The organism is Bacteriovorax sp. BAL6_X (assembly GCF_000443995.1).
GTDB lineage: Bacteria > Bdellovibrionota > Bacteriovoracia > Bacteriovoracales > Bacteriovoracaceae > Halobacteriovorax_A.
In genome coordinates, this window is sequence record NZ_AUMC01000003.1 from 509,546 (window position 1) to 533,838 (window position 24,293).

Consider the following 24,293-nt stretch of genomic DNA (forward strand, 5'->3'; position numbering starts at 1 on the left):
TTTTAGTGAGGTTCTATGCGAAATTTTAACTTAAAAAAGGTAAAGATTAATTAGTGACCACATCCGCCTTCACCATGTGGGTGACCATGAGCAACTTCTGTTTCAGTCGCTTCTCTAACTTCAGTAATTTCGATATCAAAGTTAAGATCTTCACCTGCAAGAGGGTGGTTACCATCTAAAGTAACTTCATCGCCTTCAATTGCAATTACTGCAAATGGAGGAAGACCTTGATCTTGGTTAACTTGAAATACGTCACCGATATTTAATTGTGCATCTTCTGGAAATTGTGAGCGTTGAACAGTGATTACTAATTCATCATTTTTGTTACCGTACGCGTCAGCAGCTGGTACATTGATAACTTTTTTATCACCAATATTCATTGCGACGATCTCTTTTTCTAGACCTGGAATGATTTGACCAACACCTTCTAAGAAAACTAGTGGACCATGTTCAGCAGAATTGTCTAAAACTTCGTTCTTTGAGTTCGTTAATGTGTAGTGAAATCCGATAACTTTTGGCATAATAGGGCCCTCTAATTGTTGATTATTAATATAGTAAATAAAGTTCAACACTAACAAGCTAGATGATTAAAGGCAAATAAAGAATGAGTGAATTAGTAAATCAAAAATATATTCAAAAGATTAATGATTTTCTTACGCAAACCGTTGATTTAATTGATAGAGTTCCCGATTTGAATGCTGCAGCATTGGCCGATATTGCAGCTAATATAAAGGCCTTAAGAGATGAGTCTCTTAACTGTAAAGAAGATGATCTGCCTGGAATTATCCAGCAAATGAACCTTCTTAATCAACTCGCTGATCGCTATGAACAACACCAAAGTTTACCTAATGCTGAATCTCCATTCTTTGGTCATTTTAAAATAAAACAAAATGGTAAACTTAAGGATTTTCTCATTGGCCACACTCCTTTTTCACATAAGGAATTAAAGTTTAAAATCATCGACTGGAAGAAGTCTCCTATGGCACGTATCTTTTACCAATACGGAGAAGGTGATGACTTTGACTTCGATTTAGATGATCGAATTATTGAAGGCCATATATTAGAGAAATCAATTTTAACAGTTAGAGAAAAACAATTGGTTAGAATTGACCGAGAAGGTAATACTAATGTACTTAGAGAAGGTGAATGGATTTCCCTTAATGAATCAGCGCAAAAACTTGCAGGTGGTGAAGGAAGTGCTAATCAAAGTCTTGGTAGTGGCCGAACAGGCTTTGATGGCCCTGAAGTTATCTCTCTACTAGATAAAACTCAGTATGACCTTGTTAACCAAAGTGCAAAGAAACCTCTTCTTATCACTGGTGGGGCCGGTTCTGGGAAGACGACAGTTGCTCTTTATCGTATTGCAAAGCTTTGTCGTGAAGATGGCATTCGCCAAGAAGAGGTCATGGTTATCGTACCAAATAATGGTCTTGTGAAATTGTCAAAAAAGCTTTTAGTTGAATCACAACTTGAGAAAGTTCGAGTTTCAACACTTGATGATCTAATTAAAAAGATTGTCTTTCAAAATATGCGCTCGGTTCCTAAGAAGATTGAAGACAATCCACTCGATTCAATTGCAACAATTAAAAGAAATCCAAAACTTCTAGAGTTAGTGGATGAATATCTAGCTGCAAAAGAATTGAGTATTGAAAAGAAACTTAAAGGAACAGATCTAGAGTTTTTTACAAAGAATCGTACACGTCCTCTATACGTACGCGTGAAGAATCTTTATGAGAATACACGTGATCCGCTTTTAAAAGTTGAAGTGAAGAAGATCTTAAATGGCTTCAAGAATGTAAGAGAGGAGCTATTAAATATCTTCTCTGATTCAAAGCTTATGGAGAAACTACCAGAGATGACAAATCGTATGGTAACGACTCACATGTTAAATGACTTAAAATTCTATACGGCGAAACAAATTCAAGGCCTTGATAAAGACTCTGATTACGCCAATCATGGGCAAGACCTTTCAGGTTTTGTCGATAAGTATGATCTTCCATTATTTAATTATTTAATTGTTAAACAATTTGGTCATCTTAAATACTTTGGCCGTGAGTTTAAGTCTTATCGCCATATCTTCTTAGATGAGGCCCAAGAATTGTCGAAGTCAGAGCTTGTTATGTTAGGGCAAATTAAACATCAAGACGGTAACTTCACAATTGCAGGTGATAGTGTTCAACAGATTGATAGCACATTTGAGTTCACTTCATGGCATGATGTTTGTCATACACTTGAACTTGATGTGGATGATATGCAAGTTGAAGAACTTAATGTTTCATATCGTTCTCCAAAAGAAATTGTTTCTTTTGCTCACAAGGTCCTTGGGCCACTGGCGCCAAAAGAGCTGCCAGAGTCGAAGAGAGATGGTGGACCAATTATTGAAACGTCGGTTCAACACCTTGAACATGCTTCGATGCTAATTAGTAGCGCGTTGGTTGAGTTAATGAATCGTGAGCCAAAAGCATCAATTGCAATTATTTGTTCAAAAGAGAGTATTGCAAGAGAGCTATATTCTGAAATTGAAGAAGTTGGAAGTATTCGACTGGTTCTTGACGAGAATTTTTCTCTAAGGCCAGGTGTTGATGTGACAACTGTTGAGCAAATTAGAGGTCTTGAATTTGATTACGTTATAATTCCTGACTGCGATAAGGACCTTTATCCTGCAAATAATACAGCAAGAAAAAGGCTACATCTTGCTGCGACAAGAGCAATTCACCAACTTTGGATTCTATTCAAAGATAAGACACTCATTGCTTAATTTGAATTAGAAGGAAGTTGATTTGAAAAATTTTGGTTATGTCTCGCTAGGCTATCTGTCACTTGTGGCATTAAGTCTTATTGATAATGGACGCGGAAGTGTCTATCCTGAGCTTTTGCAATATTTTCAAATCAGACCGGATAAGGGATCGTTAATCTTTTCCTTAATGTCGATCACTTCTTTTATTGCTTATTTGACTACGTCTTTTTGGTTACCAAGTTTTGGTCCGGTAAAGGCAACTCGTATGGCGATGGTCATGATGGGAATAGGGACGTTTGGAATTGGGCTTGGTGGAGACTTTCTCAACTTTGACTTGAGTTTATTCTTTGGTGCCTGGGCCGGATTTGGCTTTGGGATTACTGGAATTACAATGAATTTCATGGTTGATAATGGAGCGCCGGCCGAGCATAAGAGGCGCTACTTATCAGGACTCCACGGGGTCTACGGAGTGGCCTCATTAATGGCGCCTCAAATTCTTTCTCTCTTTTACTTTTTAAATTCAGATTGGATTCACTTCTTTAAGTTCTTACTCATTCCATGTGCTTTAGTTTTTATCTATTCTTTCTTTGTGGATGATACACACCATGAAGAGATAAAAGAAAATCATGGATCAATGCCTTATGCTTTCTTTATGAATCTCATGATTGGCCTATTTGCAGGCTTCTATGTTGCTTCTGAGATTATGCTTTCGTCGCGACTAAAATTTTATTTGGTGGAGGCCCATGAGTATTCAGATATTCTCGCTAATAATTACTTATCTTACTTCTTTCTGTTCTTAATGTTAGGAAGATTAGGGTTTGCCTTCTTAAATATCAAATTATTATCGAATCATTTGATTTACATTTCACTGATCACAAGCCTAATTTGTTTTAGTTTAGGACAAGTTCATCATATATTTTATCCGATGACCGCTTTATTTATGTCTTTTTGTTTCCCTGTTATTGTTGATTGGGTTTCAAATAACTTTCCAAAGAAGAACCATGTCGTTCTTGCTCAAACCATGAGTTATATCGGTGTAAGTATCGCGATTATGCACTTTATCTTTGGTGCTATTGCTGACAACTACGGTGCAAAGAATGCGATTAATTTCTTTTATATTTTAAATATAGGTTCAATAATTTTCTTTACCATCGCAATTGCAATGGTAAAGAAATATCATCAGAAATCTAGCTTGTAGCCTAGGAAGTAACTACGGGCCATTGTTCCGTAGTAACGAATATTCTCATAATCTTTATCGAGAATATTTATTATTTTAAAATTAAAGTTTTGATATTCGTAGTTGATATTACCAATCACATAGGAAGGCATGGTTCCAAAATCCTCTCGTTTTCCTACGTATTGCCACCAGTTTGTAATTCTTTGGTTATCATTGATTTGATAGCGGAACTCAAGGCTTGCCAGTGCCTCTGGTGTTCTTGCTAGTTCAGAATTAGTTATTTTATTTGTGGCCTTCTGAATTGTAACTGAAGTTGTAACATCAAAAGAGTTTTGGAATTCTTTATTAAAATTGAATTCGATTCCTTGGATTTGTGACTTTGCAATGTTTACGTAACCCATATTAATTGTATCGTAATCAATTTGATTCTTTAATTCATAATTGAATACAGTAAGTTCTGCTTGATAAGTAATTTTCTTATACGAAAGAGTTAGTTCACTATTGATACTATCGGTCGGGTCAAGCATTTCAAGTTGATTGGCGATTTGATAAAGCGTAGGAAGTTTGTAACCACTTGATAAATGTCCTTTAAGTGATAAATCTCTTGTGAAGTTATATCCAACTCCAAGGCTTGCAATAGTATTAAAATTAAATGTTGAAAATTTGTCGAAGCGTAGCCCAATATCAGAAAACCAATTATTATATGCATAATTGAATGTTGTATAGAGTGAGAACAACTCACTATAGTTACCAAGAGTAAGATCATCTTGCTTAAGGTATTGAGCACCATAGAATGAATTTAAGTTCTTTGAAAATTCATAAGTTGCATCGAGTTTTATATCTAATTCTTCACCCCTAAATAGAGGAGTGAAACCTTGAGGGTCTTCTCTTCTGATTGTAGAGTACCTAATACTAGGAGTTAGAGTAAACCTTTGATCTACACTATTATAATTAAGACTAAGAAAGTTATTGTATTGATTATATTTATTTAAATCATTATCAACTATATCAATTGGGTTAAATGGTGGCGCAAAATTGAAACCATCAATTTCAATTTCTGAGTCGATAAGTTGAGCTTGGTAGTTTAATTCCAACTGATTACTTATGAGGTAGCTTGTATTCAAAGAGAAGCTAAGGTTCTTATAAGAGTCAGCTTCTGCATTTGTTAGCCTGTCCTCATTGACTGAAGAGTATCCATCAGATTGTAGGTATGAAAAATTAATTCCATAACTTAATCTTTCCATATGCCCACTCATTTGGGCCGCAAGTTTGGCCGTATTATAACTACCATACTCAGCACTGGCCCTTGAACTCTTGATCCCTTTTTTAGTATTGATTTTTAACACCCCACCGATTGCATTAGAGCCGTAAAGAACCGACTGACTACCTTTTAGGATCTCTATACTTTCAATATTATCCAAGTTGATATGATTAATTTGGTAAGAGTTATTGATATCAGTTGGATCTGTAAGTTCGATATTATCAATGAGTACCTTTGAAAAGCCTGTCGGTAAACCGCGAAGTCGCAAGCTTGAAGCAGAACCGATTTGGCCTGTCTGGCCGATAAAGATACTTGCCTTACTTTGTAGTAGTTGTTGCAATGTTGTTGCATCACTATTTTCTATCTCTTCTTGAGTGATAATAGTGACGGCACTAGTTACACGTTCAGAACTTGTCTCAAGCTTTGTGGCCTTAATAGTAATTTGTGCGATTGATATTAGTGGTAGAAATGCAGTGGCGTAATAAAATAGTGTTTTTATGATCTTCCTCCGAGACATAGAAATATTGAAGGGCTCGGACTCTAACCGTTGCGGGACAGTCTCTGAATTTCACAGAGTTCACCTTTTATGCTGTATTTGATAGCAAAGATAGTTACAGGAAGCCCATTATCTGTCAATAAACAGATCGTGGGCCGAGATAAGTTAAAATATTAAATATTGTGGTAGTACTGTGAATCGACAACACTCTTATACACCTTAGGATCTTTCTCCTTCAAATCTGAAAGAATGATCATATCAGGGGCATCAAGATCGTTGGTATGGGTGTGTATCTGGTACTTAAAGAGCCAATTAAATAATATTCTATGCTCGAGGTATACCATAAACTCACACACAATAAGGATAATTGGTGCAATAAGATACGAGTTACATAGAAATAGCTCAAAAAATAGAATGTTAATGGCCAATGGTGCAGTTATTACGGCCGTTAGTGGAACGAAGAGATTAAGTAAGAACATCGTTCCTAGTACAATTTCAAGGGCCTTAATCATGTAGTACAGGTAGCCAGTATCCTGTAGGGAATTGATAAAGGCCAAAGCTTCAGGTGTAAATTGAGATTCTGTGAGCAGGCCAAGACCTGGTGTGACTCCGGCCAAGAGTAAGGTCGCTCCCATGAGAATTCGCGCACCTACAAATAAGAATTTCTTTTTATTCTTCATACAACCTCCAAATATGATCACTTGTGATTATATGGTTGAAGGGGCAAGCAAGTATGGAATTAATGTTAAAGAAACTTAAAAGTTCATCTTGATGCTACGGCATCAGACATTTCTTATTTTACAGATAAAATGATTATCCTTTTCCACAATGATATTTTTTGAAAACGGAATTCGAATTCGCATAAGGGGATCAAAGATAACAAATGTATCAATATCCATCTCATTAAAGTCTATATCGATATCTCTAAGCTCTTTTCCGAGAAAACGTTGTTGGTCTTCACGATCGACACTTGTAAGTATGGCACGATTGTTTTGGTCTTCAAGGAATTCTGTATAAGCTAGGCCCATAAAAGGAGTATTAATATTGATATCTGCTATAGCCAATTGCTTGGTGAATTTTTCATTTCTTTGGCCGCTATAGAATTGATAGCCTTGTTCCTTTAGTTTAATTACGACCTTATTACTTAATTCATTGTTATATAGCCTAACAAGCTTCATTCCCATATATCTAGCTTGGAGTGAAATAATTTCTTCAGGGATTCCCGTGTAACCAACTTCATTGGCCTCTTTTGAAAGTAGGGTAATGAGAATAATTTCATTCTTTGAACAACCGTTTTTTATTAAATGTTTTAAGCAACTTAGAGAGCTTAAGCCTCCACTCCAAAAGAGTGCCTTCTTATTTTGCATGAATAACTCTTATCTTTTGATTAATAATAATTAATAACTGAATATTTTTACGTGTCTTTTTTTACCTCAAAAACATGGACTTGTTCAATGGAATAAACTTCTCTCAAGTATAGCTTTAGAGGAGAATAAATATGCACGCTTTTGACAATGACAAGGCCCAAGTAGAAAAACAGCTAAGCTTTCGAAATTTATCTCTCGACCAAGAGAAGCGAGTCGCATTTGTTGATGAGCGCAAGGTCGAATTAACCAAGACTGAATATAAAATTCTATACTTTCTGCTAAGTGGTGGAAAAAGGATCTATCCACGTGAGCAACTAGTTGAATATATTTGGGGCGATGTGGAAGTAGCAAATAAAACTGTCAATACTCACCTTACTCATCTAAGACATAAAACAAAAGGTGTTGACTTTAGAATACGTATTAATCGAAATAATCAGGTTTGTTTGCACGACCTCTAAAATAAATACGTCAAATAGTCGAAATCATTAGCCTAAATAAACTTATTTTTGTTAGCGGCGATAAGATTTGTAACTTATTGATTTTACAACTTGAGAAATATCTTGCTTCCACTTAACCTAGTTCATTAAGGGGTGAGGAGTCAAAAAATATGTCATTTGTTTATCAAAATGAGTGGATTGGATTTCGTAACTTACGAATTAACACCAACACGAAGGCCGTCTTTGTCAATGAAGAAGAAATCTCTTTAACAAAGACTGAGTATAAAGTTTTAAGCTTTTTAATCTCTAGCCAAAAACGTATTTATACTCTTGAGGAGTTGGTATTAGGAGCGTGGGGCCCTGTTGTCGTCACAAATAAGACTATCAATACGCACTTATCTCATATTCGGGCAAAGATTAAGGGCGTTGATTTCAAGATCAAAATCAATCGTAATGGCCAAGTTTGTATTAACGACTTATGAGTCGATAAATAATTCATAGGTCTTCATTATCTCTTTAATTTCTTTCAGTTAGAGCTATAATCGCCTCTACCTTGAAGAGATTGATATGATTAAACTGAATTTAGAATATGCGTCTCGTGAAGACATACTCAATGCTCAATTATGGGAGCTTGATATTTGCTTTGAAAAAAGTAAGTTTGCACATTGTCTTGATCAGCTAGTACATGAGTTAGACGCTAAGAAGCTTCTTGTCAGACCAAAGGTTTGGCTAAGTGATGAGTGGTTCTGTCCGGAAGCAATTTCTGGAATTGCTATACCTTTCTCTCTAATGCATCCAAAACTAATTGAGCTAGAAAAAGAATTTACTGGATTGTGTGAAGGTGAAGACCATGACTGGTTTATGAAACTTATGAGACATGAATGTGGCCACGTTATGGATAATGCCTATTTTCTAAAAGACGAAAAGAAACGTAAAAATATCTTTGGTGATCACGATAGATCTTATCCTTCTTCATATGGGCCAAGAAAATTCTCTAAAAAGTATGTTTATCATCTCGAAGACAATTATGCTCAAGCGCACCCAGAAGAAGATTTTGCTGAGACATTTTCAGTTTGGCTTACTCCGCGTTCAAATTGGAAGCGTATTTATGAGAGTTGGCCAGCACTTAAAAAGTTAAATTATGTCGATCACTTGATGAAATCATTAAGCAATAAGAAGCCTAATGTTGTTTGTTATAAAGAGGTTGATAGTATCGATGAAAGCGAATTAACAGTAAGAGAGTACCTACTTAAAAAGAAAAGAAAGCTTCGCAAGACTTCGCAGGCACGACGAAGTATCCAACATATTCAACAATATCTTAGTAAGAATGAAACGACCGGCATTGCACTCGATAAAATCATAGGTAGCTTGAGGAAGGACCTCGTGAGGGATATCTCCTTGCTGACAAAAGAATATCAATATAAAATAGAATCTGTTGTAAATGATCTGGAAGGTATATCAAATAAGAAGAAACTTATGATTCCAGAAAAGTGCGGTCCTCAAATCATTCATGAGATTGTTCTATCACATGCTGATAAATATTTTAAAGAGGGGCGTGACAGGATAGTCATGTGAGCCAAAAAGTAAAAATTAATAAAAAAAAGAAGAGAATCTTAGTTCTTGTTCACTCGGATCTCATCCCTCCTGAAAATATTTCTAAAGAAGATAAGCAAAAAGAAGAATTTGAATTTAAGCCGTGGATAACAGAATTCAATGTTATATCAACACTTAATGAACTTGGCCATGAGACTAAAGTCGTAGGTGTCTATTCTGATCTTTTACCTCTAAGAGAGGCCATCGATGAATTCAGACCACATATTGTTTTCAATCTTTTAGAAGAGTTTGATGGCAAGGTCCTATTAGATCAAAATGTCGTTTCATATTTAGAATTACTAAAAGTTAAGTACACAGGCTCCAATCCACGAGGATTGATGATTGCTAGAGACAAGGCCCTGGCAAAAAAACTTCTCTCTTATCACCGAATTAAAACTCCGGGGTTTCAGGTTTTTACAAGTCGATCTAAGGCCAAGGTGACAAAGATATCGAAGAAGTTAAAATTTCCACTTATTGTAAAATGTCTTTATCAAGATGCTTCTTTGGGAATTAGTTCTGCTTCAATCGTAAAAACACCGGAGAAGGCAATTGAAAGAATTATTTATCTCATGGATAAGTACGATGAAGATGTGATCATTGAGGAATTTATTGAAGGACGTGAGTTCTTTGTTGGAGTTATGGGAACAAAGAGATTGAAGGTACTACCGATTTTGGAACTCTCTTTTAATAATATAGAAAATCCGCTCGCTCAGCTCTACTCTGAAAAAGCAAAATGGAGCATGAAGTATCGTCAAGAAAAAGGGATCGAAACTGGCCGGGCATTAATTTCAAAAGAGTTGGAAGATAAAATTATAAAAATATGTAAAAGAGCTTATAAGGTTTTAGAGCTGACAGGTTATGCTCGTGTTGACTTAAGAGTTTGTCCAGCGGGGGAACCTTATATTATTGAGGCCAATCCGAATCCTAATGTGGCCACTAAAGACGAGTTTGCCATGGCCGCAAAACTTGCTGGATTGGATTATAAGAAACTCATAAGTGAAATTATAAAGTAGGTGTGAGATGTCATTGAAATTAGATGATTTGAAGAACTTTATTGTGGTTTCTGAGTTAAAGAATGTCACACGAGCTTCTGAGCAGCTAGGTTTAACTCAGCCAGCTCTAAGTTATTCGATCAAGAGGCTAGAGGAAGAGCTTGGAGCGCCAGTTTTTATTCGTCTAAAAAGTGGTATTGAACTTACAAAGTTTGGAGAAGAATTTCATCATCGTGCTAATAAGCTTTTACAAGACTGGCAAGATGCTAAAAATATTTTCAATAAAGAGGGGGAAGATATTGTTGGTGAGTTTAAAGTTGGAATTCACCCTTCTGTTGCAATTTACTCTCTCCCAATTGTATTACCTTTAATTTATAAAAATTTTCCGCGCTTAAATTTCAGGCTCATTCACGACTCTTCTCGCGTGATTACTGGTAAGGTAATCAATTTTGAAGCTGATTTTGGTATTGTAGTTAATCCTATAAAGCATCCAGATTTAATTATTAATGAAATGGGAGTTGATGAAGTTAAGCTATTTGAATCAGATCGTCCAAAGAGAGAGAATAATAAATTAATATATAACCCTCAATTGGCCCAAAGTCAGGACTTACTTAGAAAGTTAAAAGATAATTCAATCTTAATTGATGGACATATCGAAAGTGACAATTTGGAAGTCATTGCAAAGCTTACAAGCGAAGGTGTGGGGATAGGCCTTCTTCCAAGTCGAGTGGCCTCTAATTATAAGAACCTTGTTCCGATTAATGATTCTCCAATTGTTAAAGATCAAATCTCATTGGTTTATCGTGTCGAGATGAAGAATTCTTTATTAGTTAAGGATATCTTAGAGATTGTAAAAGACTCTTTAATTTAAGAAGGCAAATTAAGCTTTTCGTATTGTGTTTTTAACTGGCCACAAGCTGCTAAGATATCATCACCTTTAGTTTCTCTAACGGTACAAGTAAGTCCTGCTGCTTGTAGAGATCTTTGAAACCATTCAATATGCTCATCACTTGGGCGCTTAAATTTACTTTCAGGGTATTCATTAAAAGGAATAATATTAATCTTTGATTCCTTCTTAGGAAGGTTTTCAATCAATCCATCAATATCTTCTTGAGTATCATTAAGATCTTTAATTAAGAGGTACTCATACATGATTCGTCGAGAGTTCTTAACAGGAATTGATCTCAGGGCCTCAAGAAGGTCATCAACTTGGTAGCGCTTATTAATTGGCATCAGCTCTGAGCGTAGATTATTTCTAATAGCATGAAGAGAGATGGCCACATTGACGTCAGGTAGCTCTTCCCATTGCTTGATCTTCGGGACAAGTCCTGAAGTGGAAATCGTAACCTTATGTTTACTTAGAGCGATTCCAAGAGGATCTGTTAAAAGGTAGCAGGCCTTCTTAACATTTTCGAAGTTATGAAGTGGTTCACCTTGACCCATAAAAACAATATTTGAAATCTGATACTTCGGGTCGACATTATCTTGCATCCATTTAGAGACAGTTAGGTACTGACCGACAATTTCAGATGTTTGTAGGTGTCTTGTAAGCCCCTGAGTGGCCGTGTGACAAAAAGTACAACCAATGGCACAGCCGACTTGTGACGAAATACACAGAGTCGATCTTAGGCGCTTATCATTTTCACTTTCAATAAGGACTGCCTCAATTGAGTTCTTATCATCTAAACCAAGCAGAAATTTTCGCGTTCCATCTTTGGAAAGGCCCTGCCAAAGAATCTTTAGTAGCGATAGGTCATATTCCTTTGCCTTTTCTCTAACAACGCGTGGGGCATTTTCCCATGTGTCAGGATTAAAATTTAACTTTTTATAGACCCACTTTCCCATGATTTTTGCTTCATCATATGGGAAACTTTCTAAAGTTAAATTATATAGGCTTGTTTTTGTCATAATGCATAATTATCTGATTGCGTTGTGGCAGTCAATATTTTAGGAGGAAAAATGAGAATTTTACTGCCAATTTTGATGGCGATGGGCTTTGTAAGCTGTTCTTCTGTGACAACGAAGGATGTTGACTACAAAGTAGGGGATAAGAGTTATCGAGGTTATATGGCCCTAACTGGAGATCAGGATAATAAGAAGCCAGGAGTTGTCGTTGTTCACGAGTGGTGGGGTCATAATGATTATGCGAGAAAGCGTACAGACCAGCTTGCTGATCTTGGTTACAATGCTATTGCCCTAGATATGTATGGAGATGGAAAAACGGCAGATCACCCAAAAGATGCAATGAAATTTTCATCTGAAGCCTTTAAGAACCCTACGCTTCTTAAAGCAAAATTTAATAAGGCCGTAGAGCTTTTAAAAGATCAGCCAAGTGTCGATGCTGATCGCATTGGTGCTATCGGATACTGCTTTGGTGGTGCTGTTGTCCTCTTCAACGCAACTCAGGGCGCAGACCTAAAAGGAGTGGTTTCATTCCACGGGTCTTTATCGGGTATTAAAAAAGTTACGAAAAACTCTAAAGCAAAGCTTTTGGTTATTAATGGGGCCGATGATCCGTTAGTAACTAAAGATGATATCACCAATTTCAAAAAGGTCATTAGAAGGTCGCAACTGCCAATGAGGTTTGTGAACCTTCCAGGTGCTACTCATGCCTTCACAAATCCAAAGGCAACGGAGAATGGAAAGAAATTTAATCTTCCTTTGGCCTATAATGAAAAGGCTGATAAAGAGTCTTGGGATTTAATGCGAGAGTTTCTACAAAATACACTTTAAATAAAAAAGGCCGCTAATTGAGCGGCCTTTATATATTTTTTCTTTTTACTATTTATTCACAAGCTGGAACTTCTACCCAAAATCTATCTGCATGGTAACCATCTAGCGTATAATCTTCAAAGCTAAATTGTCTTGTCAACTTCTCATCAACTTTGATTGTTTTCCAATTTGTTGTCACGGCGTTGTCACAATCAAGAGCGATATTTGCAAGATCAAGAGTTGCTAGGAATTTGTTCTTAAGTGGTAAGTTTACCTTACAAGCTTGGAAGCTTCCTTTTTCACCTTCTGTTGCACAAGTTGTTGCTTTATTTGTAGTAAGAACCATTAGGTTAGAATCTTTTCTAAAGATTGTAATATCTTGAGTGTCAGCATCAAAAGCAGTTCCATTGTTAACTAGTGCTGTCTTAATTGTTTCTTTTAGTTTTTCAATTTTATGACCTGTCTTGTGAAGGCCACAATCTGCTGGAGTGTTAGCATTGAACTTTGTCTGACATGCAAAGTTTTCAGCTAGTGCAACACCATCTCTGTCACTTACTTTAGTTCCAAAGTCCGCATCACCTTCAATTTTTCCGTGTAGCATACCTGCAACTTTTCCATCAACTAGTACCGGAGATCCCGTTGAGTTCCAGTCGATTGCACAGTTAGAAAGAACAAAGTTCTTTGAATCTTTTGATCCGTTAATTGTAGTTAGTAGTGAATCCGTTAGACCGTTACACTTCTTCTTTGCTCTTGTGTATTTACCTTCAGAAACAGCGTAGTTAACTTCATACCCTTTTTTAAAACTTGTTAGTTCAAAAATCTTATTCTCTCCACCGAAGTTGATACCTTGGTTAGTTGTTTCAAGGAATCCTACTTTTGATTTCTGCTTTGTCGAAACAAGAACAATTTCTGAATATTTTTGGTTTTCAATTGAAGAGCAAGTATATGTAAAGCCTTTAAGGTCTTTGAAAGCAACTTCTGAACAAGCTGAATCTAGCCAGTCTGAGTATGATTGATCTTTTTGTCTACTTGGAAGACATTTCTTAGCTGTTGCAATTAGGTTATCGCCTACAAAGAATGCCGCACATGTTTGAAGCTTTCCACGATTAAGTTTACCCATTAATAAAACTTGGTCGATACAACCATCTCTTGAGAAACGGTCACATACGAAATTAGCTCCTGCAACTTCTGATGCAATAGCGTCACCTTTTAGTCCTTGGCTATTAATAGTTGGCCCCTTGTCCTCATAAATACTTGAACGGTTACCACATGAAGTTAGGTTTAAAAGGGTTATGGCACTAACACCAAGAAGTAGAATTTTCTTCATAGATTGCTCTCTCGATAATAGGGTAAAAGTTGGCAAAATCTAGCATAATAAATATGAACAATGTAGTTCTAACTCAGCAAATATAATTTTTACAATTTGTCAGATGGTGTAGAATAGATAGTATGAATATTATCTTTATCGACGGTAAGTGCTTAATATGTAATGGCCTTGTCAAGATTATTTATCGAATCGATCACAAGAAGAGGGTTAAATTCTGTCACCTGCAGGACCCTAAAGCGCTAGATTATCTTCAACAAGATTTTGTTAAGAATCTCTCCACAGTTGTTTTCTATCAAAATGGTGAGGTTTCAACGAAGTCAGATGCCGCGATTGCGGTAATGGTAGAATTAGGCCATCGCTATTTTAGGGTTTTTAAAATAATTCCGAGGCCACTAAGAGACTGGCTCTATGAAGTCGTTGCGAAAAATCGCTACAGACTTGGTAAGGAGTTAGAGACTTGTCCAGTTCCTGATAAGGATTTAGCAAGTCGCTTTCTATGAGTCTTGTGATGTCAATTGTCCACAGGCCGCTAAAATATCATCGCCCTTTGTTGTGCGAACCATGGCGTGAAAGCCGAGCTCTATTAGGCCTTTTTTAAATTCTTCGACGGCCGCCATTTCTGGCCTCCTGTAAGGAGCTCCTGGAAATTCATTAAATGGAATGAGATTAAAAATAACGGGCATCCCTTTTAAGAGTCGACCAATTTCTTCCACATGCTTCTTTGTGTGGTTTAAGTCGCGAATAATTAAGTATTCAAAAGTTAGGAATTGGCGCTTCATTAACTTGATCGTCTTAAGCTCATCTATTAATTTATCAATAGGGTAGGCTTTATTAAGTGGTATGAGCTCATTTCTTTCTTCATTAAATGGAGAGTGGAAGCTGAGAGCAAAGTTAACGCTTCCTAGCTCACTGAATCTTTTTATGCCTGGTAAGTATCCGGCCGTTGAAAGAGTAATTTGTCTTGGACCTAATCCCATGCCTTCTTTTGTCTTTAGGATTTCAATGGCATCCGCAACATTATCTATATTATGGAGAGGCTCACCTTGTCCCATAAAGACAATATTAGGAGCAGCTTGATGGCCTTGAAACTTCTCTTTGATATAGGCATAAGCTTGTAAATATTGAAGAATAATTTCTTTCTTCTCTAGCGAACGTGTTAACCCCTGCGTTCCTGTAAAACAGAATGAGCATTTCATAGCACACCCAACTTGAGAAGAAAGGCAAAGTGTATATTTCTTTTGAAAGGGAACACAGACTGTTTCCACTGTTCGTCCATCACTAAGTTTAAATAAAAGCTTAACAGTCTTATCATCAACTGATTCTTGAATCTTAGCGATTTCAAGTAGGTCAAAAGAATATTTTTCTTCTAATAGCGAGTAGAGTTTTTGAGGTAGACCAGTAATCTCTTTAAAGGATACTGCCCCATGCTTATAAACTTGGGTATAGATTGTTTGAGCATGGACTCCGGTAAATCCATGCTCAGTGATGAAGTCTTCAAGACTCGAAAGTGGGGTTGAAAAGAATGACTCTATTAGATCATCCCCATTTTCTTTGCTTGCTCCATCATTTGCTCGCGCTGCTCTGGAGACATATTCTGTAACATATCTTGCATTTTTTGTAGCTCTTCTGGCGACATTTGAGACATCATCTCTTGTGCCTTAGCATACATATCTTGCTGATTTTCAAATTTCTTCATCGTAAAAATGATTTTTTCTGGGCCAATTTCACTGTCGATCATTTTCTTTTCTCTTAGTTCTTCGAGAACCTTATTTAGGCTTAGGCCTTTACTATCTGCAACTTCATACATCTTTTCAGTAGGAAGAGATACCTTCTTTTCAGGGAAGCCATTGGCGCTTAAATTCTTGATAATTTGATCAATAAATTTTTCCATTTCATCATCCTTTTCTTTGCTCGATTAGGTCATATTTAGTAACATGATGCGCATGAAAAACCAAGCTGTAGCAACGAAAGGCCCTGAGGGCTTTGAATATTTTTACTCACAAATGTGGGGACCCCGATGGAATTCACTTAAAGATTCTTTTACTAAGAAAGAAGAGAAGGCCTATCGTCGCAATAAATGGTTTTCAGGAGAATTTATTGATTCTGAAGAACTAATTGCTGGGGTGTATGCCAAGGGAAAAGTAACGGAGTCTAAAGATCTTAAGTCTCATTACGTGATGGATGCTGCCAGTGTTATTGTTGCTCGTAACCTCAAACCAACTCCTGGCTCCAAAGTTCTTGATATGTGTGCGGCACCTGGAGGGAAGAGCTTAGTCCTATTTGAAGAAATGGAAGGTAGGGGACACCTGGTTCTAAATGAACTTTCACGTAACCGAAAAGAGCGTTTACGACGAGTTGTTTCAGAATATATTCCAGAAGAAATGAGAGATATTATTGATATCCGTGGTTTTGATGGCAATAAGTATGGGCTTAATTTAAAAGATGAATTTGACTTTGTTCTACTAGACGCCCCTTGCTCTGGAGAACGTCATACTTTAAACGATCAAAAATATCTTAATATGTGGTCAAAAAAGAGAACTAAAAATCTTGCTGGCCTTCAATATTCCCTACTTTGCTCTGCCCTTTTAACACTGAAAAGTGGCGGAGAGGTTCTCTACTCGACATGCTCTATTTCTAGTCTAGAAAATGATGAAGTGATTGCTAAAGTCTTAAAAAAGAGGGGCGATCAAGTTGAGCTTGTTCATGACTTAGATACTTTTGGTTTTGGAGAAAAAACTGAATATGGTATAATTTTTCTACCTGATAAAGAGGGGGCCATTGGTCCACTCTATATGTGTAAACTTCGAAAAAAGTAGGTTGGTATGAAATTTTTCTTGGCCCTAGTTCTTACTATAAATAGTTATGCATTTAAATGTACAAAGGAATACCGTCCAGTTTGTGCAAATGGAAAAACTTTTGCGAATCGTTGCATGGCCCAAATGGTCGACGCCGCGAATATTAAAGAAGGCCCTTGTTCTAAAGAGGGAAATAAAGCCGAAAATAAAAAACAATTAAGGCCACAATCAACTTCACCTATGAAGCCTCATCGTCCACAAGTAGAAGCTCCTTGTATCTGTACAATGATTTGGATGCCTGTGTGTGGAGTGGACGGTAAAACTTATGGTAGCGCTTGTAATGCTAATTGTGAAAAAGTGGAAATAAAACATCAAGGTGAATGTGAAAAGATTGAAACACACTAAAATTACTACAGATTTCCTTTAGACTTTCTCACGCTTTAGACTAACTTATGTTGTTTTTCTTAAGTTATTAAAATTCTGACCGAAAATATCTACTGGTTGGAGGATTAATGAAAAACACGAATTTCAAAGTTAAGCTAATTTTATTATGTGTCTTTTTATCTGTTGTTAGTATTGTAATTAGTACTGTTTCATATTTTGGCGTAAGTGATTTAAACGGCCAATCAAATTTTTTTAGCGAAAATATCATTCCTAGAAATTTATTATTAAGTGAAATGGATGTGAGTTATCAAAAAACACGAATTCAAGTCAGAACACTAGGGCTTAGTGACATAGATAGCGAAAATAGAAAAATAGCGATTTCGAATACAATGGAAATGATTGAGAATTACGAACTCGCTGCAAGTAAATTACAAAAAAAAATTACAAATGCCGAAGAACAAAAAATCTTTGATGATCTTCAAGATCAGTGGGTGGACTTTAAGAAGGTTGGTGCCAGAGCGCTAGAGCTTGCACAAATTAATAATTCCGCAGCTAAAGCTGAACTACAAGAAATCTTCTTGGTTCATTGTCCTGAGGCTGCAGAAAATTATCAAAGAGTTTTAGATAAGTACAATAGCCGCTTATCGAAAGAAGTAACTTCTTCAGCTGCAGTTGTAAGTTCAACGGCAAGTCGCTTACAGTTAACAATTGTTATCGTTTCATTAGTTGGTATATTACTAGGTTTCTCTATTGGCGTAATATACGCTTCAAGTATATCTAGAAAGATTAAAGCTACAATCTCTGCGCTTACTAATACATCTATCTCTCTTACGAAAAGTGCCAAGAGTATTGCTACAACTTCAAATGAACTTTCTTTGTCAAGTGAAAGACAAGATTCATCTCTTCAAGAGTCTTCAAGTTCTTTAGAAGAAATAAGCTCAATGGTGAGAATGACTGCTGATAATGCAAAGAAGTCTAATAATCTAGCTGAAGAGAGTTTAGACAAAGCCGCTGTCGGTAAAAAGATTGTAAAGAATATGATAGATTCAATGGGCAATATTGATGGAAATATCGATGTAATGGTTGGGGAATTTTCTGAAAATAACAAGAAGATGCTTCATATAGTAGAGTTAATAAATCAAATTGAAGAAAGAACTCAAGTGATTAATGATATTGTATTTCAAACAAAGCTACTTTCGTTTAATGCTTCTGTTGAAGCCGCACGAGCAGGTGATGCCGGAAAGGGGTTTGCAGTTGTTGCGGAAGAAGTTGGTAAATTGGCCCAAATGAGTGGTAATGCTTCAATTGAAATTTCGGAAATGGTTAGTACGAGTGTTCACGAAGTTAATTCAATTGTAGAAGAATCAAATATGAAACTTTCTGGACTTGTTCAAAAAGTTAAAACTAGTGTTACTTCGGGTTCTGAAGTGGCCAGTCAATGTGGACAAATTCTTGAAGAAATTGTTTCAAGTGTAGAAAACGTTACCAACTCTATAACTGAGATAACATCTGCAACTTTTGAGCAGTCTAAGGGAATAACTGAACTTCAAGGCTCGATATCAAGTATAGATGTATCTTCAAAATCAAATACTGGTATTGCAAAGGGAGCGTCAAATATTGCAGATCAATTATTAAATGAAGTTAGCTTTGTAAATCGCTCTATTGGAGAGATTGAGCTTGTTTTCTTAGGTGAAGAAGAAAGAAAACAAGCCGCTTAACTCAGAGGCTACGAAGAGGCCGAGTCATAGACTTGTAGTCCTCGCTCCCAAAGTTTTAATAAGATAAACCAAAATACACCGGTGGCAACTACCATGATAAGAAGGTAGTGCCACTTATTCATATCTAATAAGAAATGAATAGGAGCAGAACCAACTAGAAGTATTGGAATAAGTGTCGAAAATACTCTCTTTGTCGTGACTCCATAAATAAGGTCCGGCCAGCGCGAAAGTTGCTGCATCTGCATCCTAAAAAAGTTAATTCCAACACCTTCAACAAGCCAAAACATTGCACAGCTGATGACGAATTCAACGACAGAAAGCAGTGCAAGTGATAGGACTAACAGAATAGGAATAAGTGCCCATTGAAATATGTTAAAGCCGTTAATGTTTGCATAGTAACTGAAAACCGCAATTGCAGGAACTAGTGTAGGAATTGATGAAGGTCTTATATTGCGAAAGAAGACACTGAAGATCGAGCTAAGAGGTCTTAAAATTGTATAATCTAATTGACCTGACTTTAGATCATCACTGAAGCGCCAAAAATTCTGACTTAATATAATCATATGAAAACCATCAACAAGTAAGACATAAGATAGAAATAGCATGAACTGATTTCTATTCCATCCCATAACCATATCCACGTGATCAAAGATAAAATCAACAGTAAAGTATGCTGAACCAAAGAACATTAGATCCATCATAACCATCAAAACAAAACTTGTACGAAAACTCATCGCAACTGCCGTACTTGTTGAGATAAACTTCTTATATACTGATAAGTAATGCTTTACTTCTGAACCAATACTCATTACATCCCCGCCGCTGTATAAAGTCTAATTCCACGCTTCCATGTTAGAGTACAAATGACGCTGACAAGAAGTAACCAAGGTCCTAAGACACTAAAGAAAGATGTATAACTCACGGCCTCTCCCATAAAGACTTTAATTGGATAGTAGGTTAAATATGGAAAGGGTGTATACATTAGGATCTCTCTAAAGAAGTCCGGATAAAGCTCTAAAGGAATAATTGCGCCTGAAAGAAATACTGTAATCATTTGTAGCATTACTCTTAAGATCCATGTCTCTTCTAACCAAAAGGCCATCACTCCCGTTAAGTATTGAAGGGAGAACCAAAAGAGGCTGACAAAGAGACAGACACCAACACCGTTTAGGAGTGTAGGGAGTTCGACACTTGGTAAAATACCAATTATTGAAAACAAGAATATTGCAAACCCTGTTACAAAGAGTTGAATAACTTGAAAGCCTATAAATGAAGCCGTGTGAAACTCCCAGAAGTTAAATGGATAGATGAGATAAGTAGAGATTCTTCCCATTCTAATATCAAGGGCCAGATTAAGTGCAGTGTGACCTTGGGCAAGTTGAGACACAACGAAGGCCCAAACATGGTAAGTTAGCATGGCCTTAAGTGTATAGCCTTTAATTGTATCACTACCGGTACTTTCAAAAATGGCCGTCCATAGATTGTACTTAATAAAAAGAAATACTAGTGCTGGTCCAATAATTTGAAGGAAGAAGTTAAGCCGATAGGCCGTGTACTTTACAATGGATATCTTAATGGTTTGCCACCATTTTATAAGATTAGACATTACTTAGAATCTCCGGGTTCTCCATGATCTTCTTCATCACTTTCTCAATAGGAAGTTTTTCAGTATGAAAATCAATAACTGGATACTTTGATAAGATGGCCGTAGAGATTTCAGAGAGTTTTTCTTTATCAACTCTTAACTCAACACTTAATCCATTATCTAGAAAATCACAATCAAGATTCGACCAAAAGTCTTCATTGGTATCAATTTCTTTATCAAAGCTGAAGTAAACAGATTTTTTATCACCAAGAATCTTTTCTAAATTTTGAAGTGGCCCATCATATGCTTTTTGTCCTTTTGAAATAAGAACAAGATCTTTACAGAGGGCCTGAACATCCGCCATATAGTGAGATGTAAGAATAATCGAGAGTTCATTCTTAGCATGATATTCTTTTAAGAAGTTTCTCATATTTTCTTGGGCAACTAGGTCGAGTCCAATTGTAGGCTCATCTAAGAAGAGAACTTCTGGTTCGTGTAAGAGTGAGGCCATGAGTTCTAGCTTCATTCTTTCACCAAGGGAAAGTTTTCTTACATGAATATGAAATAACTCAGTCACATCTAAGAGTTCACCCATATAACCAAGTTTCTTTTTAAATTGATCATCTGGGATTTCATAATATTTTTGAAGTAATTGGAATGAGTCCATTGCTGGGATATCCCACCACAACTGTGATTTTTGCCCCATAACTAGCGCAATCTTCTTTCTAAACTCTTTATCACGTTGCCAAGGTTTGTATCCTGCAATTGTGACCTCTCCACTTGAAGGAACAATAATTCCTGTCAGCATTTTCATGAGGGTAGTTTTTCCTGCTCCGTTAGGACCTAATAAACCTTTAATTTCACCTTTTTCTACTTTAAAGCTAAAATCGTTTACAGCATATTTGGTAATTGGATTACGATTGAAGAATGACTTAATACTTCCTTTAAATCCTTCTTCTTTCTTATAACTTGTGAATTTCTTTGTGAGGTTATTTGTTTCAATCATTTTAATCTTACTCGCTAGCGTGTTGGTTAGTGTATTCGTACATGACAATACTTGCCGCAATGGAAACGTTTAATGATTCAGTCATTCCGTATTGCTTAATCTTAAGTCTTTCGATTCCTGGCATCTCTTTAAGTGGGCCAAACTCTTCATGGCCAAAAATAAAGGCCGATTTTTTAGGAAGCTCACTCTTATTTAAATAAGTTTTTGCATTTGAGTCTAGAGTTAGGGGAGTGTAGCCTAGTTCTTTAATACGCTTAATTGAATCTTCGATATCCTCATAGAAGAAAGTCTTAACTCTTTTTAGAGCACCTTTTGCAATTGTGACATCAAAGAATTTTGTTCCAACAATATGGACTTCGTGAACACTGTAGATTTCACATGACCTCAATATTTTACCAATATTAAAACCACCCTTAAGATGATCTAAGATAATGATTATTTCGTGTTGCCCATGAACGGCTTTTTCTTTAGCTATCTCTAGTTCTTTTTCAAATTTCTTTTCTAAGAATTTTCTTGTTTTCTTGCTCATATGTCGGTTAAATTACGAAATAAATCGGAGGTTTGCAATGAACAATATCGAAGTTGCAGTATTTGGAGCAGGGTGTTTTTGGGGTGTCGAAGAGACCTTTCGAAAGCTTGCGGGTGTTATTGAAACCGAAGTTGGCTATGCTGGTGGAAATAGTGATCAGACGACTTACGAAGAAGTTTGTACTGATACGACTGGACACGCTGAAGTAGTTAAAATTACTTACGATCCATCCATAATTAAATTTGAAAATCTTTTAGATGTCTTCTTTAATAACCATAATCCTACAACGCTTAATCGTCAGGGAGTTGATGTTGGCTCGCAATATCGAAGTGTGATCTTCTATGGTAACGAGGAGCAAAAGGAAGCTGGAGTAAAGGCCATAAAAGAGCTTGAAGAAAGTGGTTGCTTTAAAAATCCTATAGTAACTAAACTTGAATTATTGAATAATTACATCAAAGCTGAAGAGTATCATCAGAAGTACTTGAAAAAGAAGGGCCTTACGAGTTGCTCGCTATAAATTTTAATGAATTTATAAGTCCATGTTTTTATTATTACTGACATAGGAAGATGGCACTTTTAAATTATCTAAATCAATAAAATAGCTACGATTTATCTCTTTGTTCATAATTTAACTATCTGTAATTAGATAAAATAAAATTTCTCGTTAGATTTAACCAAAACCTTTGCATAATAGCTAAATAGCCAAAGCGGCTCCAGGGGGTTGCCGTTTTGTAAAGTGACGAGGAGAGCACAAATGAATATTGAGAACTTTAGAGAGACTTTTATTGCCCATGCTAGAGATGAGATTAAATCAATTATTTCTCAATCAAAAATTAAAGGTGAGTTTAATAGTAGTGTCTTTAATGAAAAGCTTGAAATAATTTGGTCAGAGGCGCAAATAAATGGTCTGACAGAGTATGAGTTCGCAACAATTGTTGAAGAAGTCATCCCTACTCAAATCGACAATATTATCTTTCCATTTAATAACGATATACCATTAGCAGCTTAGAGCTGTTTTATAGTTATACTCGGGTATCGTTGACAACAGACGATGCCCCGGTATTTTCTATTAACTCACTATCTTCGCTTTCATCTTTTTTAATATTAGTAAATCTTGGAACAAGTGCTACTGATATAATAATGACGATTGAACCAGCAATGGCTGTTGGATCTAGCGTCTCTCCAAATAAGATATAGCCAAATAATGCTGCAAAGATTGATTCACTTAAGAAGACTAGTCCAACAATATGGGCCGGAATACTTCTTTGTGCCGTAATCTGAAGGGAGAAGGCAATAAGTGAAGAGAAGATTGATAGAATTAGAAATCCCCACAGAGGAGAAGGAAAGTTTAAAGGGGAGTTCGTGTAAAGAGCTGTTAAGCTCGTTGGCCCTTCATAAAGTAGAGCAAAAACTAAACCCATGATTCCCATAAAGATACATTGAAGGAAGTTAAAGCGAACGGCTTCGACATTATTGGCATAACGATCCGTTGCAATAATGTGTAGAGAGAAGAAAATTGCTGATGCAATTACAAAGATATCTCCCATATTAAAATTACTAAAATCCATTCCATTCATCATCATAATTCCAAGCATTGATGTTGAAAGTAGAAGCCAGAATGTTTTACTTACTCTCTGCCCAAAGAATATTACAGAGATTATTGGAGTAATAATAGCGTAGAAGACGGTAAAGAATCCGGCCTTCGCCATTGTCGTCATGGCAATACCAACAGTTTGAAGCTGCAGGGCCATCATTAGAAGTGCGGAGCAAACTAGCCCCCCTAGAATTTCATCTTTTTTACTGATAATTTTTTTAAATTCATTTCTAAAAAGTAGAATGAGAAAAGCGAATGATCCCGCAAAGATATAGCGTAGTGAATTTGACCACACTGGTGAATAGTCCGTTAGTGTAAATCGAGTTCCGGCAAAGCCGAGCCCCCAGATTGCACAAGCAATACTTAATAAGATAATACCTTTCATGGCCACAATATAAATCGATATTAAAAAGAAAACAATGAAGAGTTTAGACTAATGGACAAGTTCATTAGTTTTTGTTTATTGCCAAGGAAACCTGACAAAAAATCCCGATATCCTCACGAAGTTTTATTCATTAGGGTATAGGTAAGTTATCGAATTCATTGAATTGTATGAATTAATTCTTAGAAATTAAAAATTGCT

The 24,293-nt window shown here is 36.3% G+C and carries 27 protein-coding genes and 1 riboswitch; of the genes, 14 read left to right on the forward strand and 13 right to left on the reverse strand.

The window, feature by feature from the left end; all coding sequences use genetic code 11:
- Positions 1-50: 50 nt before the first annotated feature.
- Positions 51-521 (reverse strand): peptidylprolyl isomerase, encoded by a 471-nt coding sequence (locus M902_RS02550; protein ID WP_021266290.1) that lies wholly within the window; start codon positions 519-521, stop codon positions 51-53.
- Between the two features lie 83 nt (positions 522-604).
- Here M902_RS02550 and M902_RS02555 point away from each other — a divergent pair, with 83 nt between their 5' ends.
- Positions 605-2,758, forward strand: coding sequence for a UvrD-helicase domain-containing protein (locus M902_RS02555; protein ID WP_021265901.1), 2,154 nt, complete (start codon positions 605-607; stop codon positions 2,756-2,758).
- A 22-nt stretch (positions 2,759-2,780) separates the two neighbouring features.
- The gene (locus M902_RS02560; protein WP_021266401.1) at positions 2,781-3,935 is read left to right on the forward strand and encodes a sugar MFS transporter; all 1,155 of its coding nucleotides are present in this window, start codon (positions 2,781-2,783) and stop codon (positions 3,933-3,935) included.
- Here the strand turns inward: M902_RS02560 and M902_RS02565 are convergent.
- From M902_RS02565 to M902_RS02575, 3 genes are all read right to left on the reverse strand, one after another.
- The gene (locus M902_RS02565) at positions 3,917-5,692 is read right to left on the reverse strand and encodes a TonB-dependent siderophore receptor (RefSeq protein WP_021266454.1); all 1,776 of its coding nucleotides are present in this window, start codon (positions 5,690-5,692) and stop codon (positions 3,917-3,919) included. The genes M902_RS02560 and M902_RS02565 overlap by 19 nt on opposite strands.
- Positions 5,648-5,770, reverse strand: a riboswitch (adenosylcobalamin-variant (AdoCbl-variant) riboswitch). It overlaps the preceding gene by 45 nt.
- Before the next feature lie 74 nt (positions 5,771-5,844).
- Positions 5,845-6,351, reverse strand: coding sequence for a hypothetical protein (locus tag M902_RS02570; protein ID WP_021266329.1), 507 nt, complete (start codon positions 6,349-6,351; stop codon positions 5,845-5,847).
- Positions 6,352-6,453: 102 nt separating this feature from the next.
- Complete coding sequence (locus M902_RS02575; RefSeq protein WP_021266320.1) at positions 6,454-7,038, reverse strand: lipoprotein; 585 nt, start codon at positions 7,036-7,038, stop codon at positions 6,454-6,456.
- Positions 7,039-7,169: 131 nt separating this feature from the next.
- On the opposite strand from M902_RS02575, the gene M902_RS02580 reads away from it, so the two are divergent.
- The 5 genes from M902_RS02580 (at position 7,170) to M902_RS02600 (ending at position 10,931) form a co-directional block, all read left to right on the forward strand.
- Positions 7,170-7,496 (forward strand): winged helix-turn-helix domain-containing protein, encoded by a 327-nt coding sequence (locus M902_RS02580; protein ID WP_021266424.1) that lies wholly within the window; start codon positions 7,170-7,172, stop codon positions 7,494-7,496.
- Positions 7,497-7,645: 149 nt separating this feature from the next.
- Complete coding sequence (locus M902_RS02585) at positions 7,646-7,957, forward strand: winged helix-turn-helix domain-containing protein (RefSeq protein WP_021266496.1); 312 nt, start codon at positions 7,646-7,648, stop codon at positions 7,955-7,957.
- 85 nt (positions 7,958-8,042) lie between these two features.
- Complete coding sequence (locus M902_RS02590) at positions 8,043-9,050, forward strand: putative zinc-binding metallopeptidase (RefSeq protein WP_021265811.1); 1,008 nt, start codon at positions 8,043-8,045, stop codon at positions 9,048-9,050.
- Positions 9,047-10,081: an ATP-grasp domain-containing protein gene (locus tag M902_RS02595; RefSeq protein WP_021265896.1), complete on the forward strand. Its 1,035-nt coding sequence runs from the start codon at positions 9,047-9,049 to the stop codon at positions 10,079-10,081. The genes M902_RS02590 and M902_RS02595 overlap by 4 nt, the downstream gene beginning before the upstream one ends.
- Positions 10,082-10,088: 7 nt before the next feature.
- The gene (locus M902_RS02600; protein ID WP_021265724.1) at positions 10,089-10,931 is read left to right on the forward strand and encodes a LysR family transcriptional regulator; all 843 of its coding nucleotides are present in this window, start codon (positions 10,089-10,091) and stop codon (positions 10,929-10,931) included.
- Here the strand turns inward: M902_RS02600 and rlmN (M902_RS02605) are convergent.
- Positions 10,928-11,968, reverse strand: a complete 1,041-nt coding sequence (gene rlmN, locus M902_RS02605) for a 23S rRNA (adenine(2503)-C(2))-methyltransferase RlmN (protein WP_021266430.1) — start codon at positions 11,966-11,968, stop codon at positions 10,928-10,930. The genes M902_RS02600 and rlmN (M902_RS02605) overlap by 4 nt on opposite strands.
- A 51-nt stretch (positions 11,969-12,019) precedes the next feature.
- Between rlmN (M902_RS02605) and M902_RS02610 the strand changes: the two genes are divergently transcribed.
- On the forward strand, positions 12,020-12,793 hold the full coding sequence (locus M902_RS02610) for a dienelactone hydrolase family protein (protein WP_021265837.1): 774 nt from the start codon (positions 12,020-12,022) through the stop codon (positions 12,791-12,793).
- 52 nt (positions 12,794-12,845) lie between these two features.
- Here M902_RS02610 and M902_RS02615 read toward each other — a convergent pair whose 3' ends face one another.
- Positions 12,846-14,099 (reverse strand): hypothetical protein, encoded by a 1,254-nt coding sequence (locus tag M902_RS02615; RefSeq protein ID WP_021266288.1) that lies wholly within the window; start codon positions 14,097-14,099, stop codon positions 12,846-12,848.
- 122 nt (positions 14,100-14,221) lie between these two features.
- On the opposite strand from M902_RS02615, the gene M902_RS02620 reads away from it, so the two are divergent.
- A complete protein-coding gene (locus tag M902_RS02620) occupies positions 14,222-14,599 on the forward strand; it encodes a thiol-disulfide oxidoreductase DCC family protein (protein WP_021266306.1) in 378 nt (125 codons plus the stop codon).
- Here M902_RS02620 and rlmN (M902_RS02625) read toward each other — a convergent pair.
- Both rlmN (M902_RS02625) and M902_RS02630 read right to left on the reverse strand, forming a co-directional pair.
- Positions 14,594-15,631 (reverse strand): 23S rRNA (adenine(2503)-C(2))-methyltransferase RlmN, encoded by a 1,038-nt coding sequence (rlmN, locus tag M902_RS02625; protein ID WP_040313780.1) that lies wholly within the window; start codon positions 15,629-15,631, stop codon positions 14,594-14,596. The genes M902_RS02620 and rlmN (M902_RS02625) overlap by 6 nt on opposite strands.
- Complete coding sequence (locus tag M902_RS02630) at positions 15,631-15,990, reverse strand: hypothetical protein (protein ID WP_021266200.1); 360 nt, start codon at positions 15,988-15,990, stop codon at positions 15,631-15,633. Before M902_RS02630 ends, rlmN (M902_RS02625) begins: the two co-directional genes overlap by 1 nt.
- A 52-nt stretch (positions 15,991-16,042) precedes the next feature.
- On the opposite strand from M902_RS02630, the gene M902_RS02635 reads away from it, so the two are divergent.
- From M902_RS02635 to M902_RS02645, 3 genes are all read left to right on the forward strand, one after another.
- Positions 16,043-16,915, forward strand: coding sequence for an RsmB/NOP family class I SAM-dependent RNA methyltransferase (locus M902_RS02635; RefSeq protein ID WP_040314045.1), 873 nt, complete (start codon positions 16,043-16,045; stop codon positions 16,913-16,915).
- Between the two features lie 6 nt (positions 16,916-16,921).
- Positions 16,922-17,299 (forward strand): Kazal-type serine protease inhibitor domain-containing protein, encoded by a 378-nt coding sequence (locus M902_RS02640; RefSeq protein ID WP_021266036.1) that lies wholly within the window; start codon positions 16,922-16,924, stop codon positions 17,297-17,299.
- A gap of 107 nt (positions 17,300-17,406) precedes the next feature.
- Entirely contained in the window at positions 17,407-18,996 is a 1,590-nt protein-coding gene (locus M902_RS02645; RefSeq protein WP_021266091.1) for a methyl-accepting chemotaxis protein, read from the forward strand.
- 8 nt (positions 18,997-19,004) lie between these two features.
- On the opposite strand, the gene M902_RS02650 is transcribed toward M902_RS02645, so the two are convergent.
- From M902_RS02650 to M902_RS02665, 4 genes are read right to left on the reverse strand one after another with little or no spacing between them, the layout of a single operon-like run.
- Positions 19,005-19,805, reverse strand: a complete 801-nt coding sequence (locus M902_RS02650) for an ABC transporter permease (RefSeq protein WP_021265800.1) — start codon at positions 19,803-19,805, stop codon at positions 19,005-19,007.
- A complete protein-coding gene (locus M902_RS02655) occupies positions 19,805-20,602 on the reverse strand; it encodes an ABC-2 family transporter protein (protein WP_021266163.1) in 798 nt (265 codons plus the stop codon). The genes M902_RS02650 and M902_RS02655 overlap by 1 nt, the downstream gene beginning before the upstream one ends.
- Entirely contained in the window at positions 20,595-21,587 is a 993-nt protein-coding gene (locus M902_RS02660; protein WP_021266434.1) for an ATP-binding cassette domain-containing protein, read from the reverse strand. Before M902_RS02660 ends, M902_RS02655 begins: the two co-directional genes overlap by 8 nt.
- A 7-nt stretch (positions 21,588-21,594) precedes the next feature.
- Positions 21,595-22,116 (reverse strand): TrmH family RNA methyltransferase, encoded by a 522-nt coding sequence (locus M902_RS02665; RefSeq protein ID WP_021265969.1) that lies wholly within the window; start codon positions 22,114-22,116, stop codon positions 21,595-21,597.
- Positions 22,117-22,153: 37 nt separating this feature from the next.
- On the opposite strand from M902_RS02665, the gene msrA reads away from it, so the two are divergent.
- Positions 22,154-22,633 carry a peptide-methionine (S)-S-oxide reductase MsrA gene (gene msrA, locus M902_RS02670; protein WP_021266203.1) on the forward strand — a complete coding sequence of 160 codons (480 nt, stop codon included), beginning with the start codon at positions 22,154-22,156 and terminating at the stop codon, positions 22,631-22,633.
- A 237-nt stretch (positions 22,634-22,870) separates the two neighbouring features.
- Entirely contained in the window at positions 22,871-23,125 is a 255-nt protein-coding gene (locus M902_RS02675) for a hypothetical protein (protein ID WP_021265950.1), read from the forward strand.
- Positions 23,126-23,138: 13 nt separating this feature from the next.
- Here M902_RS02675 and M902_RS02680 read toward each other — a convergent pair whose 3' ends face one another.
- Complete coding sequence (locus M902_RS02680; protein ID WP_021266046.1) at positions 23,139-24,095, reverse strand: DMT family transporter; 957 nt, start codon at positions 24,093-24,095, stop codon at positions 23,139-23,141.
- Positions 24,096-24,293 lie beyond the last annotated feature (198 nt).